The sequence below is a fragment of the Amycolatopsis sp. NPDC102389 genome (assembly GCF_044765885.1).
Taxonomy (GTDB): Bacteria; Actinomycetota; Actinomycetes; order Mycobacteriales; family Pseudonocardiaceae; genus Amycolatopsis.
This window is the reverse complement of sequence record NZ_JBIWKX010000040.1, coordinates 1-13,804: the sequence shown is the minus strand read 5'-3', so window position 1 is coordinate 13,804 and position 13,804 is coordinate 1. Positions and strand designations below refer to the sequence as shown.

The 13,804-nt window shown below is 67.9% G+C and carries 15 protein-coding genes; 6 read left to right on the top strand and 9 right to left on the bottom strand.

What is annotated here, in order from left to right; all coding sequences use genetic code 11:
* Positions 1 to 44 precede the first annotated feature (44 nt).
* From ACIRGA_RS28405 to ACIRGA_RS28395, 3 genes are all read right to left on the bottom strand, one after another.
* Positions 45 to 1,346 (bottom strand): citrate synthase, encoded by a 1,302-nt coding sequence (locus tag ACIRGA_RS28405; protein WP_400946385.1) that lies wholly within the window; start codon positions 1,344 to 1,346, stop codon positions 45 to 47.
* Positions 1,347 to 1,538: 192 nt separating this feature from the next.
* Positions 1,539 to 2,480: a carbohydrate kinase gene (locus tag ACIRGA_RS28400; protein ID WP_400946382.1), complete on the bottom strand. Its 942-nt coding sequence runs from the start codon at positions 2,478 to 2,480 to the stop codon at positions 1,539 to 1,541.
* A 43-nt stretch (positions 2,481 to 2,523) separates the two neighbouring features.
* A complete protein-coding gene (locus tag ACIRGA_RS28395) occupies positions 2,524 to 3,114 on the bottom strand; it encodes a TetR/AcrR family transcriptional regulator (RefSeq protein WP_400946380.1) in 591 nt (196 codons plus the stop codon).
* Between the two features lie 103 nt (positions 3,115 to 3,217).
* Here ACIRGA_RS28395 and ACIRGA_RS28390 point away from each other — a divergent pair, with 103 nt between their 5' ends.
* Positions 3,218 to 4,363, top strand: coding sequence for an acyl-CoA dehydrogenase family protein (locus tag ACIRGA_RS28390; protein WP_400946377.1), 1,146 nt, complete (start codon positions 3,218 to 3,220; stop codon positions 4,361 to 4,363).
* Between the two features lie 73 nt (positions 4,364 to 4,436).
* Positions 4,437 to 5,054, top strand: a complete 618-nt coding sequence (locus ACIRGA_RS28385; RefSeq protein ID WP_400946374.1) for a Uma2 family endonuclease — start codon at positions 4,437 to 4,439, stop codon at positions 5,052 to 5,054.
* A gap of 23 nt (positions 5,055 to 5,077) precedes the next feature.
* Here the strand turns inward: ACIRGA_RS28385 and ACIRGA_RS28380 are convergent, their stop codons facing one another.
* The 4 genes from ACIRGA_RS28380 to ACIRGA_RS28365 all read right to left on the bottom strand — a co-directional run bounded on the left by ACIRGA_RS28380 (position 5,078) and on the right by ACIRGA_RS28365 (position 8,297).
* The gene (locus ACIRGA_RS28380) at positions 5,078 to 5,599 is read right to left on the bottom strand and encodes a hypothetical protein (RefSeq protein WP_400946371.1); all 522 of its coding nucleotides are present in this window, start codon (positions 5,597 to 5,599) and stop codon (positions 5,078 to 5,080) included.
* Between the two features lie 67 nt (positions 5,600 to 5,666).
* On the bottom strand, positions 5,667 to 6,896 hold the full coding sequence (locus ACIRGA_RS28375; RefSeq protein WP_400946368.1) for an amidohydrolase: 1,230 nt from the start codon (positions 6,894 to 6,896) through the stop codon (positions 5,667 to 5,669).
* Between the two features lie 11 nt (positions 6,897 to 6,907).
* Positions 6,908 to 7,390 (bottom strand): GNAT family N-acetyltransferase, encoded by a 483-nt coding sequence (locus tag ACIRGA_RS28370; protein WP_400946365.1) that lies wholly within the window; start codon positions 7,388 to 7,390, stop codon positions 6,908 to 6,910.
* A 1-nt stretch (position 7,391) separates the two neighbouring features.
* Positions 7,392 to 8,297, bottom strand: a complete 906-nt coding sequence (locus ACIRGA_RS28365; protein ID WP_400946363.1) for an aldose 1-epimerase family protein — start codon at positions 8,295 to 8,297, stop codon at positions 7,392 to 7,394.
* A 73-nt stretch (positions 8,298 to 8,370) separates the two neighbouring features.
* Here ACIRGA_RS28365 and ACIRGA_RS28360 point away from each other — a divergent pair, with 73 nt between their 5' ends.
* Positions 8,371 to 9,879 carry a fatty acyl-CoA synthetase gene (locus ACIRGA_RS28360; protein ID WP_400946361.1) on the top strand — a complete coding sequence of 503 codons (1,509 nt, stop codon included), beginning with the start codon at positions 8,371 to 8,373 and terminating at the stop codon, positions 9,877 to 9,879.
* Here the strand turns inward: ACIRGA_RS28360 and ACIRGA_RS28355 are convergent.
* Positions 9,876 to 10,661 carry a hypothetical protein gene (locus tag ACIRGA_RS28355; protein WP_400946358.1) on the bottom strand — a complete coding sequence of 262 codons (786 nt, stop codon included), beginning with the start codon at positions 10,659 to 10,661 and terminating at the stop codon, positions 9,876 to 9,878. The genes ACIRGA_RS28360 and ACIRGA_RS28355 overlap by 4 nt on opposite strands.
* A complete protein-coding gene (locus tag ACIRGA_RS28350; RefSeq protein WP_400946356.1) occupies positions 10,658 to 11,374 on the bottom strand; it encodes a hypothetical protein in 717 nt (238 codons plus the stop codon). The genes ACIRGA_RS28355 and ACIRGA_RS28350 overlap by 4 nt, the downstream gene beginning before the upstream one ends.
* A 115-nt stretch (positions 11,375 to 11,489) precedes the next feature.
* Between ACIRGA_RS28350 and ACIRGA_RS28345 the strand changes: the two genes are divergently transcribed.
* The 3 genes from ACIRGA_RS28345 to ACIRGA_RS28335 are packed head-to-tail and all read left to right on the top strand — an operon-like array spanning position 11,490 to position 13,707.
* Entirely contained in the window at positions 11,490 to 12,053 is a 564-nt protein-coding gene (locus ACIRGA_RS28345) for a TetR/AcrR family transcriptional regulator (RefSeq protein WP_400946353.1), read from the top strand.
* On the top strand, positions 12,053 to 12,883 hold the full coding sequence (locus tag ACIRGA_RS28340) for an MBL fold metallo-hydrolase (protein WP_400946351.1): 831 nt from the start codon (positions 12,053 to 12,055) through the stop codon (positions 12,881 to 12,883). The genes ACIRGA_RS28345 and ACIRGA_RS28340 overlap by 1 nt, the downstream gene beginning before the upstream one ends.
* On the top strand, positions 12,880 to 13,707 hold the full coding sequence (locus ACIRGA_RS28335; protein ID WP_400946349.1) for an MBL fold metallo-hydrolase: 828 nt from the start codon (positions 12,880 to 12,882) through the stop codon (positions 13,705 to 13,707). The genes ACIRGA_RS28340 and ACIRGA_RS28335 overlap by 4 nt, the downstream gene beginning before the upstream one ends.
* The last annotated feature ends 97 nt before the right edge of the window (positions 13,708 to 13,804 follow it).

The following is a 13,804-nucleotide window of genomic DNA, read 5'->3' as shown; positions in this document are numbered from 1 at the left end:
AATTCGCGAGGAACGGCCCGTTCATAGCGCTTGCGGTAGGGGGATCAGCGCTCCGAGATGGGCGCGTAGTCCCGCGACGCGTAGCCGGTGTAGATCTGCCGCGGGCGGCCGATCTTGGTGGCCGGGTCCTGGATCATCTCGCGCCAGTGCGCGATCCAGCCCGGCAGGCGGCCGAGCGCGAACAGCACGGTGAAGTACTTCGTCGGGAAGCCGAGCGCCCGGTAGATCAGACCGGTGTAGAAGTCGACGTTCGGGTACAGCTTCCGCTCGATGAAGTAGTCGTCCGAGAGCGCGGTCTCTTCCAGCTTCTTCGCGATGTCGAGCAGCTGGTCGCCGCCCTTGAGCTTGGAGAGGATCTCGTCCGCGGTGTTCTTGATGATCTTCGCGCGCGGGTCGTAGTTCTTGTAGACCCGGTGCCCGAAGCCCATCAGGCGGACACCCTTTTCCTTGTTCTTCACGCGGGTGACGAAGTTCGCGACGTCGCCGCCCTCGGCCTGGATGCCCTCGAGCATGTCCAGGACCGCGCTGTTGGCGCCACCGTGCAGCGGGCCGAACAGCGCGTTGATGCCCGCCGAGATCGAGGCGAACAGGTTCGCCTCGGAGGAGCCGACGAGGCGCACGGTCGAGGTCGAGCAGTTCTGCTCGTGGTCGGCGTGCAGGATGAACAGCAGGTCGAGCGCCTTGGCGACGTCCGGGTCGACCTCGTAGGGCTCGGCCGGGAAGCCGAAGGTCATCCGCAGGAAGTTCTCGACCAGGCCGAGCGAGTTGTCCGGGTACAGCAGCGGCTGGCCGACGGACTTCTTGTACGCGTACGCGGCCAGGGTCGGGACCTTGGCCAGCAGGCGGATGGTGGACAGCTCCACGTTCGGTTCGTCGAACGGGTTGAGCGAGTCCTGGTAGAAGGTCGACAGCGCGGATACGGCGCTGGACAGCACCGGCATCGGGTGCGCGTCACGCGGGAAGCCGCTGAAGAAGGCCTTCAGGTCTTCGTGCAGCAGGGTGTGACGCTGGATCTTCTCGGTGAACTCCGACAGCTGCGTCTGGGTGGGCAGCTCGCCGTAGATGAGCAGGTACGAGACCTCGATGAAGGTCGACTTCTCGGCCAGCTGCTCGATCGGGTACCCGCGGTAGCGCAGGATGCCGGCGTCACCGTCGATGTAGGTGATGGCCGAGGACGCGGCGCCGGTGTTCACGAACCCCGGGTCGTGGGTGATGTACCCGGTCGTCGCCAGCAGCTTCCCCAGCTCGATCCCAGGCGCACCCTCCACCGGGTGGATCACCTTGAACTCGTGCTCACCATTGGGCAGGCGCAGCGTCGCCGTCTCGCCCGTCGTCGCGTCGGACATGTAAGTCCCTCTCACGTTCAGCACGGGCCGGCGGCGCCTGTAGGTTCCACAGGTACGCCCTCTTTCACGCGCGTGACCCACGGCCTCGCTGCACACCGCCCCGCTGGGGTATGAATTCCCCTCCACGCTAGTCGAGAATGGGGTCAACGCGCAGCGGGTGAGTTGCTCACAACAGCCCCTTTGGGACCAGGTTCACACGGCGGAAGCCATATCTTCGGCCGTCGGCGGTTCCGCCCCACTCCGTGAGACGGTGATCGACGCCGCTTTCGCCGCGAATTCGAGCGCCGTGCGCCAGCCGTCGGCGTCGAGAGTGGACACGTCACGCACCCCGTTCGAGTACAGCCACGCCAGCAGGGCACCCTGCACCGTGTCACCGGCGCCGATCGTGTCGACCACGTCGACCCGGCGCGACGGGACCTGCGCGATTTCGCCCGCTCGTGTGATGACGGACAACCCCTGCGCGCCGCGGGTCAGCACGACGGCATCGACTCCGCAAGAGGTCCAGACCTTTGCCGCGTCGACCGGGTCGGCGCCCTCGGCGAGCCATTCCGTGTCGTCGTCGGAGATCTTGAGCAGGCGGACATGCGGCAGCCAGGACCGGAACCGCGCCCGGTACGCCGCCGGATCCTCGATCAGCGCCGCACGGATGTTCGGATCGAGAACGGTCAGCACGCCGCGCGCGGATTCGCGGCGCAAGACGGTTTCGTACGTGCTCGCACCCGGCTCCAGGACCATGCCGAGGGTGCCGAGGGAGAGCGCCGTCACATCTTCGGGGAGCGGGCCGGGGTCGGCGACGAGCCGGTCCGCGGTGCCTTCGGTGTAGAACGTGTACCGCGCGGAACCCTTTTCGTCGAGCGCGACCACGGCGAGCGTCGTCGGCTCGTTTCCCCGCTGCAGCAAGGCGGTGTCGACGGCGGAAGCGTGCAGCCGGTCCACCAGCGCGACGCCGAAACGGTCGTTCGAGACACGCGACAGGAAGCCCGTGGGGACGCCGAGCCGTCCGGCGGCGAGGGCGACGTTGTAGGGACCACCACCCATCCGGGGCAGCAATGCGCGCAACCCACCGTCCACAGTGGAATCCAACGGTTCACCGGGAACGAGGTCGGCCAGCGCCTCTCCACCTACGACGATCACGGGCGCGATGCTAGCCGAGGCGGTGGTTCCACCACCAGAATTGTCAGTTCAGGACATTTTTTGTCGCTATCCCGCCAAGGAGGAGTTCCGAAAGCGCGGTGAACGCTTCGGCGTCGGTCACCCCGGTGCGCTGACCGATCACGCCGGTCTGGATTCCCTCGATGATCAGTCCCGCCATTTCCGCGATCAGCCGCGCGTGCACCTCGCGGAAAACACCGTCGGTGACGCCGCGATCGATGAACGACCGGATCCGGCCCGCCGCGGCGCGGCTGTTGAGCTGATACGCGTCCCGCGCCGGCGCGAATTCGGCGATGTCGGTCATGAAAGCGGCCGAGGCGCGATTCAGGTATTCGGAGATCCCGGCGAGATACTCGCCGAGGATCTTGCGGGCGTCGTCGATCCCGTCGATCCGCTCCTCCAGCAGCTCGGCGGCCCCCTTGAAGAAGTGGGTGACGACCTTGACCGCGAGCTGCTCCTTGCTGGGGGCGAGCGCGTAGAGGGTCGACTTCGAGCAGCGGAGCCTGGCGGCCAGGTCGTCCAGCGTGAACTGGGAGAACCCCTCGGCGAGGAAGAGCGCTTCGAGCTCCGAGAGCAGTGCTCTCTGACGCGCGGTGGGCTGGCGGCGCGAGGTCATCCGATCACTATCCCTTATGCGGACGGTGTACCCCCAGCGCCATCTACTGTACGCTGAATCAGCCCACAGTACTGTTTTTAGTACCGTTCAGCTCGGAGGAGCCATGCCGGCGGACCGTCTGCTGCCCAGCACCGAGGCCCAGGATCTGATCGACCTGGCCAAGGAGATCGCGCGCGAGGAACTGGCCCCGATCGCGAGCAAGTACGAGGAGACCGCGCACTTCCCGCGCGAACAGTTCCGGCTGCTCGGGCAGGCCGGGCTCCTCGGGCTGCCGTACTCGGAGCGCTGGGGCGGCGGCGAGCTGCCGTACGAGGTCTACCTGCAGGTTCTCGAGGAGATCGCCGCGGCGTGGATGTCGGTCGGCGTCGGGCTCTCCGTGCACACGATGTCCTGCTTCGCGCTGGCGCATCACGGCACCGACGAGCAGCGTGACCGCTGGCTGCCCCCGATGCTGGAAGGCGGCCTGCTGGGCGCGTACGCGCTTTCGGAGACCCACGCCGGCTCCGACGCGGCCGCGTTGTCGACCCGCGCGCGGCTCGACGGCGACCAGTACGTCGTGAACGGCACGAAGGCGTGGATCACCCACGCGGGTGAGGCCGACTTCTACACGACCATGGTGCGCACCAGCGACGAAGGCGGGCAGGGCATCAGTTGCCTGCTCGTCGACGCGGCGACGCCGGGCCTCTCGGCCGCGCCGCCCGAGCGGAAGATGGGCCTCACCGGGTCGACCACGGCGCAGCTGATGTTCGAGAACGCCGCCGTCGACGCCGGGCGACGGATCGGCGAAGAGGGCGAAGGGCTGAAGATCGCGCTGTCGTCGCTCAGCTCCGGACGGCTGGGCATCGCCGCGTGCGCCGTCGGGCTCGCGCAGGCCGCGCTTGACGAGGCACTCGAGTACGCGAAGGGGCGCACGCAGTTCGGGCGGCCGATCATCGAGTTCCAAGGCCTGGAGTTCCTGCTGGCCGACATGGCCGCGACCGTCGAGACCTCGCGCGCGATGTACCTCGACGCCGCCCGACGCCGCGATCGCGGGCTGCCGTTCCAGCGGCAGGCGTCCATCGCGAAGCTCGTCGCGACCGACGGCGCGATGAAGGTGACCACCGACGCCGTGCAGGTCCTCGGCGGCGCCGGATACACGAAGGACTTCCCGGTGGAGCGGTACATGCGGGAGGCGAAGGTGCCGCAGATCTTCGAGGGTACGAACCAGATCCAGCGCATGGTGATCGCGCGGGAACTGCGGAAATCCTGACGTTCCGCGCTGATACGATCACCGATGGTCACCCGCTGGCCGTGAGACACTGTGGAAGACGTGAGGAGACGCTGTGACAGCCGTTCCCTATTCCACGACCGGGTCGCACGGTGAACCAGGGTGGGCCATCCCGGATCACCTGCTGTCGGTCGCGGAGTACGCGGCGCTCGGTGAACCCGATTCCGGATTCACCGAGCTCGTGGAAGGCCGCCTCGTCATGTCACCGAGCCCCAAGAGGAGACACAACAAGGCGCTGTACGCCTTGGCCAGACAGCTGGAGTCGCAGCTGCCCGACCACCTCGAGTTCGTCCAGGACATCGACGTCGATCTAGGGTTGGTTCCGCCCGGCGAGCCGGGTTTCGCCAGGCGGCCGGATCTGATCATCGCCCTTCGCGCGGCAGGCGAACGGATCGACGAAGAAGACACGATGTATCACGCGGACGACGTCGTCGTGGTGGTCGAGATCGTGTCACCCGGCTCGAAGCGCACCGACTACGTGACCAAACACGGCGAGTACGCCGACGCGGGGATCCCGCATTACTGGATCGTCGACCTCAGTGAACCGGTCTCACTGGTCGCCTGCCATCAGGCGGGCGAACTCGGCTACCAGGACGCTCCGGCCATGACCGGCGAATTCGCCGCCGCCGAGCCGTTTCCGGTGAAACTGGATCTCGACCGGCTTCTTTCTTAGGAAGCGCGCCAGCTGAGGCGAACTCAGTGTCCCCGCGGGCCGAACTGCTGTGGCGGACCGGTCTGGGGCGGCGGCCACCCGTTCTGCGGCGGATAAGGCTGCTGTCCCGGCGCGGGCTGCCACTGCGGCTGCGGCTGCGGCTGCGGCGGAACCTGAACACCGTGGGGCTGCGGAAAACCCTGCTGGTGCTGGTATCCCAGTTGCGCCTGCCACTGCGCGTCCTGTCCGGCCGAGGCCGCGGCGCGCGCCTTGCGTCGCTTCCCGCGGATCAGCATCGTCATACCCACGCCGGTCAGCGCGACCCCGACCCCGGCCATCCAGAGCCCGTGCTTGCGGAACGTCTCGGCACGAGACTCCGAGGCGGCCTTCATCTCGGCGTAGGTGTCCTCGTCGACGACGCGGCTGCCCTTGGTGCTTTCACAGACGTCGCCGGGCCCCATGATCCGGCTACCGCATTTGATCACGTTCGGATCCTCGCGCGAGAACAGCAAGGTGACGACCAAGAAACCGATACCGACGACCAGAACGAAGACCCAGCGCTTCATGTGTGACACACCCTCCCCAGTGTGTCACACATGAGAGCACAGGTGGGTCCGCCTGGCAAGACCTGAGTCAGCCCTCGCGGTACCGGCGTTCCTCGGTGACGCCGACCCCGGTCTCCTCGTCGAAGTGGTAGACCTCGCGCCCGCGCACGAACACCCGCATCGCGCGGTTCATCACGTCCAGCGGGTCACCCGACCAGATGACGACGTCGGCGTCGAGGCCCGGCTTCAGCGAGCCGACCTGGTCGTCGAGGTCCAGCATGACGGCCGGGTTGACGGTCAGCGCCTTCAGCGCGGTCTCCGGGTCCAGGCCGTCCTTCACCGACAATGCGGCCTGGTACACCAGGAAGTTGATCGGCACGACCGGGTGGTCGGTGGTGATCGCGATCTTCACGCCCGCCCTGGCGAGGATGCCGGGCGCGCGCAGGGTGCGGTTGCGCAGCTCCACTTTGGACTTGGTGGTGAACAGCGGGCCGAGGATCACCGGCACGTCCCGCTCGGCGAGCAGATCCGCGATCAGGTGCCCTTCGGTGCCGTGGTTGATCACCAGCTTGTAGCCGAACTCGTCAGCCAGCCGGATCGCGGTGACCATGTCGTCGGCGCGGTGGACGTGCTGGTCCCAGTACAGCTCCCCGTCGAGGACCTTGGCCAGCGTCTCCTTGGTGAGGTCGACGTCGAACGGCTTGCCCTCGGCGGCGGCGTGGTCGCGCTGGGCGGCGTAGTTGCGCGCGGCGGTGAAGGCGTCGCGGATGGTCGACGCGACGCCGAGCCTGGTCGACGGCGTCTGCTTCTTCTCGCCGTACACGCGCTTCGGATTCTCGCCGAGCGCGCTCTTCACGCTGACGCCCTCGGCGAAGATCATGTCGAGCACCGTCCGGCCCCACGTCTTGACGCCGATCGTCTGCCCGCCGATGGGGTTCCCCGAGCCGGGCTTGATGACGACGCTGGTGACGCCGCCCGCGAGCGCGTCGTCGAAGCCGGGCTCGTACGGGTCGATCCCGTCGATCGCGCGGAACCGCGCGCCGTTGGGGTCGGTCATCTCGTTAGTGTCGTTACCCGACCAGCCTTCGCCGTCTTCGTGCACGCCGAGGTGGGCGTGCGCGTCGATGAACCCGGGCAGCACCCAGCTGCCCGCCGCGTCGATCAGTTCGGCGTCGTCGGGGACGTCGACGCCGGCGTCCGTGCCGACCGCGACGATCTTCCCGTTCTCGATGAGGACCGTGCCGCCGTCGATGGGATCACCGTCGACCGGGACGACGTAACCACCGACGATGGCCTTGACCTGTGCTTTGTCAGACATACTTTGACACGCTAACGAACTGGGCCACCGGTCCGCACGCGGGGCTTTTCGAAATGGATCAGTTCGTAGTGCTTCTCGGGCGTGCGGTGCGTCTCGACGTAGCCGAGTTTCCGGTACATCCGCAGCGGACCGGCGCTGCGCTCCCCGGTGAACAGGCGGAACACGGTCACCGACGGCGGCGCGGCCGCTTCGGCGGCGAGCAGCAAGGAGCTGCCCAGCCCGTGTCCCTGCCTGTCCGGGGCGACGATGAGCCTGCCGACAAGACCGGCGCCGCCGTCCACGACGATCCGGACGCTCGCCACCAGGCGCGCGGATTCCCTGATGCCCCAGGCGAAACACGCGGGATCGCCCAGGGCCTCCTTGGCCTGATCGAAGGTCTCCATCAGCGGCGGGAGGTCGAGGTTTTCGTGCGCCCTGGCCTCCGGGACGTACGCCGCGCGCTGCAGCGTGAGCACTTCGCCCGCGTCGGCGGGGCCGAGCCGGAGCGGCGACATCTCAGCGCACCCGGATTCCCCAGCTCCCGGTCCACGACGACGCGGGCTCCAGGTCGATCAGGTCGGTGCCGGTGTTGAGCGCGTCGGCGGGGCAGGTCATCGGCTCGATCGCCACCGCCCGGCCGCGGCCGACCAGGTCGTCCGGCGTGAACACCTGCGCCCAGCGGAAGTCCGGCCCGGCCCAGACCAGCAGCACCCGGTCCTCGTGCGAGAGGACGTGGTGGTGGTTGCCGTCCTCGGCCACGCTCAGCCCGCCGAACGCCGTGTCGAGGTCGACGCCTTCGAGCACCTTGCCGGACCGGAAGTCGTACTCGGTCCCCTCGACGTCCTGCTCGTCGGCGTACGGCATCTGCTCGTCGCCGAGATACGGCCGCACCCGGCTCGCGGGCAGCGTCAGGGTCAGCTCGTCGGTGGGCACGTCGCCGATGCGGAAGTAGGGGTGCGTGCCGAGCCCGACACCGATGGGGCTCTCGCCCTCGTTGCGGATCTCGTGCGTCACGACCAGTTCGCGCGGCGAGATCTCGTAGGTGATCGTCGCGCGCAGCGGCACCGGCCAGCCCTCTTGCGCCGGGACGTCGATGGCCAGCGTGATCGACGACTCCGCGTGCTCGAGGAGCTCCCACTCCTCGTGCCGGGTCAGGCCGTGGATCGCGTTGCCGCGCGCCTCTTCGGTGATCGGGAGCTGCTGTTTCTCACCCTGGTACTCCCACTGGCCGCCCTTGGTGCGGTTCGGCCAGGGCAGCAGCACCTGTCCGGCGCCCTTCGGCGGCTTCTCGTCCTCGGCGAACGCCTCGACGTACGGCACCCCGCCGACCTCGAACGCACGCAACCCGGCACCGATCTCGGTGATGACGGCTCGCGCGTTGCCGCGGGTGATCTCGAACTGCTCTCCGGTGGGATTGGCCATGCGGACGAGGTTACCGGCGGCCAGTGGGAAAGTACTGTGGGAATGCCACGCCCGGACGAAGGAGACCGCCGCGATGACCGTTCCCGGCTACCCCAGCACCGTCGGCCGCGTCCTGGAACGGAGCGCGCGACGCGTTCCGGGCCGGGTCGCGCTCACGTTCGCCGATCGCGTGTGGACCTACGCGGAGCTCGACCGTGCGGCGGGCCGGGTCGCGGCGAAGCTGCTCGGCCGCGGGCTCGTCCACGGCGACCGGGTCGCGGCCTTCGGCAAGAACTCCGACGCGTACCTGTTGCTGTACCTCGGTTGCGCACGGGCCGGGCTGGTGCACGTGCCGGTGAACTTCAACGCGCGCGGCGAAGAACTCGAGTACCTGCTCACGCAGTCCGAGCCCGCCGTCGCGTTCGTCGACCCCGCGCTGGCTGAGCACGTCAGCGTCGACCATGTGTCCACACTGGACATACTCGACTGGGCATTGGACGAAACCATTGCCCCGCACGAGGAATCCGGGGTCGCGGACGATGACCTCGTCCAGCTGCTCTACACGTCCGGGACGACCTCGCGGCCGAAGGGCGCGATGCTCACCCACCGCGCGCTGGTGCACGAGTACTCGTCCTGCATCGCCGCGCTCGACCTGAGCGACCGCGACGTGCCGCTGCACGCGTTGCCGCTGTACCACTCGGCGCAGATGCACGTCTTCCTCATGCCAGGGCTGGCCGTCGGTGCGACGAACCACCTCGTCGAGGCGCCGGACCTCGGGGACATCCTCGCGCGGATTCCTCGCCAGGGCATCACTTCCCTGTTCTTCCCGCCGACCGTCTGGGTGGGACTCGCGAACCATCCCGGCCTCGCGGACGCGGATCTGAGCTGCCTCACCAAGGCCTACTACGGCGCGTCGATCATGCCCGTCCCGGTGCTGAACGCGCTCCGCGCGCGACTGCCGGAAGTCGGGTTCTACAACTGCTTCGGCCAGTCGGAGATCGGTCCACTCGCGACGGTCCTGCGTCCCGAAGAACACGACGCACGCCCGGATTCCGTCGGCCGACCGATCCTTTTCGTCGAGACGCGCGTGGTGGACGCCGAGATGAACGACCTCCCGCCGGGCGAACTCGGCGAGGTCGTGTACCGCTCTCCCCAGCTCTGCACCGGTTACTGGGGCAAGCCCGAGGAGTCGGTGGAGGCGTTCGCGGGCGGCTGGTTCCACTCCGGCGACCTGGTGCGGCAGGACGAGGAGGGTTACCTGTTCGTCGTCGACCGGATCAAGGACGTCGTCAACACCGGCGGCGTGCTCGTCGCGTCGCGCGAGGTGGAAGACGCGCTGTACGCGCATCCCGCCGTCGCCGAGGTCGCCGTCGTCGGCCTGCCGCACGAACGCTGGATCGAGGCGATCGCCGCGGTGGTCGTGGTGAAGGAACCCGTCGAGGAAGCCGAACTGATCGAGTTCGCCAAGAAGTCGCTGGCCGCGCACAAGGTGCCGAAGTCGGTGCACTTCGTCGGCGAACTGCCGAAGAACGCTTCCGGGAAGCTGCTCAAACGCGAACTGCGGCAACAGTTCGGCGGGTCGGCGTCCGCGATCGGCGTCTAGGGCGACCTGATCTCGCGCATGATCTCCCACGCGTTGAAGCCGTCTTCGGCGTGAGGACTGCCCAGCGCGAGCCAGCTGGGATCTCGAGGATCATCGAGGCGGTCGACCAGGCACCCGAACCGGGGCGCGACAGGCGGATCACCGGTGAAGAGCTCATCGGGATCGTCCACGAGCGAGGCCAAGAACGCGATGTCGGAGATGTGACGACTGGGCATGCCGGGCTTCGACGGCTCATCGATCAGGGCCTTCACCTTGACCACCAGGGCAGCGGCCAATCCCGGCAGGTACAAGGTCGCCGACTTCCCGCCATAGGTCGCCGTGAGTGGCCGTGCACCGTCGAGCGCGGTCTTGCCACCGGGGATCGACACGATCCTTCCGGCGGGAGTCCGTAGCTTCGGGATGGCACGCGCGCCGAGTCTGTCCGGTGCGAGTAGGTCGACCATCATGCCGGTTTCCGGATGGAGGTAGCGATGAGCCTTGCCGTCCGCGCTGATGCCATCGACCTCGTAGCCCAGGTTCTTGAGCACCTCATGCGCGCGAGGGAACGCGTCGAGCGTGAAACGGACATCGAAGAGGAGATCGATGTCCTTCGTGACGCGAGGTATCGATCGGCCGGCCAGCAGACCGTGCAGGATGACCATCTGCCCGCCGATCATGACCCAGGGCTCGGGTAAGCGGTCGGCCAAGTCGAACATCGCGGGCCAGACGACGCGGTCACCCTCGCCCTGCAGAGGCGGCAAAGCCAATGTCCCCAAGCTTGGCCGCAGCGCGGAATCTCTCATCCGCCGAGATTATGCGCCTCGCCCAAACGAGTGAGAAGTTGTTGCGCCGCAAGGACAGAGCGCTCATCTCCGGCGTCGAGCAGGTCCGCGGCAACAGCTGCCTGGATCGCGAGCCCGCCCGCTCCCGGAGGACGCAGGACGCCGGACAAGGCAGGAACACGAATCACCGCGTTGGATTCCACACTGCCCTGCCGCAGCCGGCGTGATCGCGCGAGTTCGTCGAAGCGGGCGGCGTCCACATAGAATTCTTCGTCCGCACCGCCCGCCATCAGATCGGCACCGTAGTGACCAGCGGCGGCAGGACCACTGACGACGGCGTGCGGGTCTTCCCGCAGCCGCGCGAGGGGCCCGGCCAGCATCCGCACGCGGTACACGCGCGCGCGACCGGAGAGCAGGCGCGGCCATTGGGCAGGATCACGTTCCCGCGCGTAGCGCTTGAGCCGGACCCGTTCCGACGGCGAGATCCACGCCGGATGATGGCCGCTCAGCGACCACAGGAACCCCCAGGCCATCCGGGCGGAGAGCGGCCGACCGGCAGCGGGCTTCACCACGCTCTTCCGATGCTCGACCGATCGGGCGTCGACCAGCAGCTCACGGCCGATCCGGATGGCATCCAGCCCGCCACCGTGCACGAGTTCGCGGACGCGCTCTCGCGAGATCTCCAGAACCTGCGCCGCCCGCGCGACCGGGATCAGCTGGGCCGAGTCGACCATGCCACTCCCTTCGGTCGCTTCACTGCCAAGTTTACACAAACATTCGCCAACCAGGGGGTTTGTGTAAACCGAGCTTACTAGACCGGTCGTCATAGTTTGGGCTACAGTCGGCCGCATGGTCCGCCGCACCGATACCCGGCAGCGCATGCTCGACTCCGCCGCCGACCTCTTCCACCAGCAGGGTTACCACGCCACCGGGCTCAACCAGCTCGTCGCCGCCGTCGGCGCGCCCAAGGGATCGCTCTACTTCCACTTCCCCGGCGGCAAGGAGCAGCTGGCCGCCGAAGCCATCCGGCAGTCCGCCGACCGGCTCTGCGACCAGCTGCGCGCGATCGCCGCGAACTCGCCCGACATCGTCACCGGTATCGAGAACGTGGTCGAAGCGCTGGCGATTTCGCTGGAGGAGTCGGATTTCCAGCGCGGCTGTCCGCTCGCGACGGTGGCGCTCGACGCGTCGGGCGACAGCGAGGTGATCCGCCAAGCCTGCGCCGACGGCTACACCTCCTGGCACACCGTCATCGCCGACGCGTTGGACACGGACAAGGCGGACCAGCTGGCCACTGTCGTCCTCGCCGCCATCGAGGGCGGATTGCTGCTGGCCAAGACGTTGCACGACACCGCGCCGCTGCGCGCGATCGCCCCTCACCTTCGCACCACACTCGAACGGGAGCTGTCCTGATGCGCGTCCATCACCTGAACTGCGGAACCATGCGGCCGATCGGCGGCAAACTCATCGACGGCAAGCCGGGCCTCTTCCGCCGCGCCGAACTGATCTGCCACTGCCTTCTGCTGGAGACCGAGACCGGGCTCGTGCTCATCGAGACCGGCGTCGGTACGCCCACTGTCACCCGGCCGGTCGAATGGCTCGGCGCCGGGTTCGTCCAGCTGGTCCACCCCGACAGCGACGACGACCTCAGCGCCACCACGCAGATCCGCAAGCTGGGCTTCGACCCGGCCGACGTGCGCGACATCGTGCTCACCCATCTCGACCTCGACCACGCGGGCGGGCTCGTCGACTTCCCCCAAGCGCGGGTCCACGTCCACGATCGCGAACTCCAGGCGCTGGAGAAGCCGATCGACCGCAAGGAAGCGAGCCGCTACCGCAAGGTCCAGTTCGACCACGGCCCGATCTGGCGGTCGTACCGCGCCGACGGCGAGCCGTGGTTCGGCTTCGACGCCGTCCGCGAGCTCGACGGAGTCCCGGACGTCCTGCTCATCCCCCTCGCCGGGCACACCCGCGGCCACGCCGGCATCGCGATCGACACGGGCGACGGCTGGCTCCTCAACGCCGGCGACGCCGTCTTCCACAACGGCGAGCTGGAGGAAAAACCGTACATCCCCTTCGCATTGGGCTTCTTCGAGTTGTACATGCAGACGGAGAAGACGGCACGACTGGACAACCAGCGCCGGCTGCGCGAACTTGTCAGTAACAACGGTGACGAGGTCACGGTCTTCGCCGCGCACGACGCCACCGCATTCGCACGGCTCAGCCAGAGGAGCAGGTTATGAAGGTGCACCACCTGAACTGCGGCACGATGCGCGCCCCGGGAGGCAAGCTGCTCGACGGCCAGCCGGGGCTGCTGCGCCGCTCGGAGCTGGTGGCGCACTGCCTGCTCATCGAGACCGGCGACGGGCTCGTGCTGGTGGACACCGGCTTCGGCCGCAAGGGCGTCGAGAATCCCGGCGCGTGGCTCGGGACGCCGTTCACGATCATGGTCGGTGCGAAGCCGGTCGAGACGGAGACGGCGGCCCACCACGTCGAGGCGCTCGGTCACAAGCTCGAAGACGTCCGGCACATCATCTGCACCCACCTCGACGTCGACCACGCGGGCGGGCTCGCGGACTTCCCGAACGCCGTCGTGCACGTCCGCACGGCGGAGCACGACGCGGCGACGTCGCCGTCCAACCAGAGCGAGAAGCTCCGTTTCCGCGCCAACCAGTTCGCCCACCGTCCACTGTGGAGCATGTACGACGAGGCCGGGGACGACTGGTTCGACTTCCAGGCCGTCCGCGAGCTCAAGGGCCTGCCAGCGGAGATCCTGCTGGTCCCGCTCGCGGGGCACACCAAGGGCCACACCGGTGTCGCGGTCGACACCGGTGACGGCTGGCTGCTGCACGCGGGTGACGCGTACTTCTTCCACGGTCAAATGGATCCGGTGAAGCCGCACTGCCCGCCCGGGATGACCGCGTTCCAGAACATGGTGCAGACGCTGCGCAAACCGCGGCTGGAGAACGTCGAGCGGCTGCGGGAGCTGAGCCGGGAACACGCCGACGAAGTCACCGTGTTCTCGGCCCACAGCCCGGTGGAGTACCAAACGCTCAGCCGCGGCTAGCGCCTAGGTGTACTGCCCCGGGAGGTTGCGAACGTGGAGACACGTAGTCGGATGATCTTGGAATGAGGGAGGGCCTCCGGGTTCGGTGTGGATTGCG